Here is a 2,698-nt window from a genome sequence, read left to right on the forward strand (position 1 = left end):
ACACCAGCCAGCTATAAGAAAGAATATCCCTGGCTGAAAGAGGTGGATTCATTAGCACTGGCAAACGTGCAGATGCATCTGGAAAGCGCTTTCCGTAAGTTTTTTCGTGAACCATATGCAGGATTTCCACGCTTCAAGTCAAAGAAGTCTTCAAGAAAATCTTATACAACAAACGTAGTGAACGGAAATATCTTTCTGGAAGGAAAATACTTGAAACTGCCTAAGATGACGGCCATCAGGATAAAGCTTCACCGTCCGATATCAGAAAAATGGAAACTGAAATCTGTAACAGTCAGCCGGGAACCATCCGGAAAATATTTTGCAAGTCTGTTATTTTGCTGTGAAAACCAAACAGTAGAAAAAAGACCGGTNAAAAGAACAAAATGTTCAAAAGCAATGATTGAAATCATTTATCAACATATAGAAATAAGAGGTGAGGAAAATAAACCGGGCAGTAAAAATAAGAATCTATCCAAATGCAGAACAACGTGTGCAGATAGAAAAAACAATCGGCTGCAGTCGATTTATCTATAACTGTATGCTTGCAGATAAGATAGAACATTATAAAAAAGAAAAGAAGATGTTAAGGAATACACCAGCCAGCTATAAGAAAGAATATCCCTGGCTGAAAGAGGTGGATTCATTAGCACTGGCAAATGTACAGATGCATCTGGAAAGTGCTTTCTGTAAGTTCTTTCGTGAACCATCCGCAGGATTTCCACGCTTCAAATCAAAGAAGTCATCAAGGAAATCTTATACAACAAACGTAGTGAATGGAAATATCTTTCTGGAAGGAAAATATTTGAAACTGCCTAAGATGACAGCCATCAGGATAAAGCTTCACCGTCCGATATCAGAAAAATGGAAACTGAAATCTGTAACAGTCAGCCGGGAACCATCCGGAAAATATTTTGCAAGTCTGTTATTTTGCTGTGAAAACCAAACAGTAGAAAAAAGACCGGTAGAAAAATTTCTGGGGATTGATTTTGCCATGCATGGGATGTGTGTATTTTCTACCGGTGAAAGAGCCGGATATCCGATGTTCTACCGGAATACAGAGAAAAAGCTTGCACGGGAACAGCGGAAACTGTCCAGATGNCTGAGCATAAATGCTCAAAAGAATCTTGTAAATAAAAATAGAAAACACTTGTTCTGACGATGGGTTTGTATTATAATAAAAAGAACAAAATGTTCAAAAGTGATGATTGAAATCCTTTATCAACATATAGAAATAAGAGGTGAGGAAAATAAACCGGGCAGTAAAAATAAGAATCTATCCAAATGCAGAACAACGTGTGCAGATAGAAAAAACAATCGGCTGCAGTCGATTTATCTATAACTGTATGCTTGCAGATAAGATAGAACATTATAAAAAAGAAAAGAAGATGTTAAGGAATACACCAGCCAGCTATAAGAAAGAATATCCCTGGCTGAAAGAGGTGGATTCATTAGCACTGGCAAATGTACAGATGCATCTGGAAAGTGCTTTCTGTAAGTTTTTCCGTGAACCATCTGCAGGATTCCCACGCTTCAAGTCAAAGAAGTCTTCAAGGAAATCTTATACAACAAACGTAGTGAACGGAAATATCTTTCTGGAAGGAAAATACTTGAAACTGCCTAAGATGACAGCCATCAGGATAAAGCTTCACCGTCCGATATCAGAAAAATGGAAACTGAAATCTGTAACAGTCAGCCGGGAACCATCCGGAAAATATTTTGCAAGTCTGTTATTTTGCTGTGAAAACCAAACAGTAGAAAAAAGACCGGCAGAAAAATTTCTGGGGATTGATTTTGCCATGCATGGGATGTGTGTATTTTCTACCGGTGAAAGAGCCGGATATCCGATGTTCTACCGGAATACAGAGAAAAAGCTTGCACGGGAACAGCGGAAACTGTCCAGATGTCAGAGAGNAAAGAACAAAATGTTCAAAAGCAATGATTGAAATCATTTATCAACATATAGAAATAAGAGGTGAGGAAAATAAACCGGGCAGTAAAAATAAGAATCTATCCAAATGCAGAACAACGTGTGCAGATAGAAAAAACAATCGGCTGCAGTCGATTTATCTATAACTGTATGCTTGCAGATAAGATAGAACATTATAAAAAAGAAAAGAAGATGTTAAGGAATACACCAGCCAGCTATAAGAAAGAATATCCCTGGCTGAAAGAGGTGGATTCATTAGCACTGGCAAATGTACAGATGCATCTGGAAAGTGCTTTCTGTAAGTTCTTTCGTGAACCATCCGCAGGATTTCCACGCTTCAAATCAAAGAAGTCATCAAGGAAATCTTATACAACAAACGTAGTGAATGGAAATATCTTTCTGGAAGGAAAATATTTGAAACTGCCTAAGATGACAGCCATCAGGATAAAGCTTCACCGTCCGATATCAGAAAAATGGAAACTGAAATCTGTAACAGTCAGCCGGGAACCATCCGGAAAATATTTTGCAAGTCTGTTATTTTGCTGTGAAAACCAAACAGTAGAAAAAAGACCGGCAGAAAAATTTCTGGGGATTGATTTTGCCATGCATGGGATGTGTGTATTTTCTACCGGTGAAAGAGCCGGATATCCGATGTTCTACCGGAATACAGAGAAAAAGCTTGCACGGGAACAGCGGAAACTGTCCAGATGCCAGAGAGGCAGTCGGAATTATGAAAAACAGAAGAAACGGGTTGCACTGTGTCATGAAAAG

Annotated in this window: 3 protein-coding genes; all 3 read left to right on the forward strand. The window is 38.6% G+C overall.

Translation table 11 applies throughout. The features are described from left to right. The first annotated feature begins 490 nt into the window (after nt 1–490). Nucleotides 491–1,156 (forward strand): RNA-guided endonuclease InsQ/TnpB family protein, encoded by a 666-nt coding sequence (locus GT674_RS16895; protein ID WP_330585649.1) that lies wholly within the window; start codon nt 491–493, stop codon nt 1,154–1,156. A gap of 82 nt (nt 1,157–1,238) precedes the next feature. Next, complete coding sequence (locus tag GT674_RS16900) at nt 1,239–1,943, forward strand: RNA-guided endonuclease TnpB family protein (RefSeq protein ID WP_192926073.1); 705 nt, start codon at nt 1,239–1,241, stop codon at nt 1,941–1,943. Nucleotides 1,944–1,972: 29 nt separating this feature from the next. Continuing rightward, on the forward strand, nt 1,973–2,698 hold a 726-nt coding region (locus tag GT674_RS16905), incomplete at its 3' end, for an RNA-guided endonuclease TnpB family protein (protein WP_192926074.1).

The organism is Blautia sp. BIOML-A1, assembly GCF_009883055.1.
Taxonomy (GTDB): Bacteria; Bacillota; Clostridia; order Lachnospirales; family Lachnospiraceae; genus Blautia_A.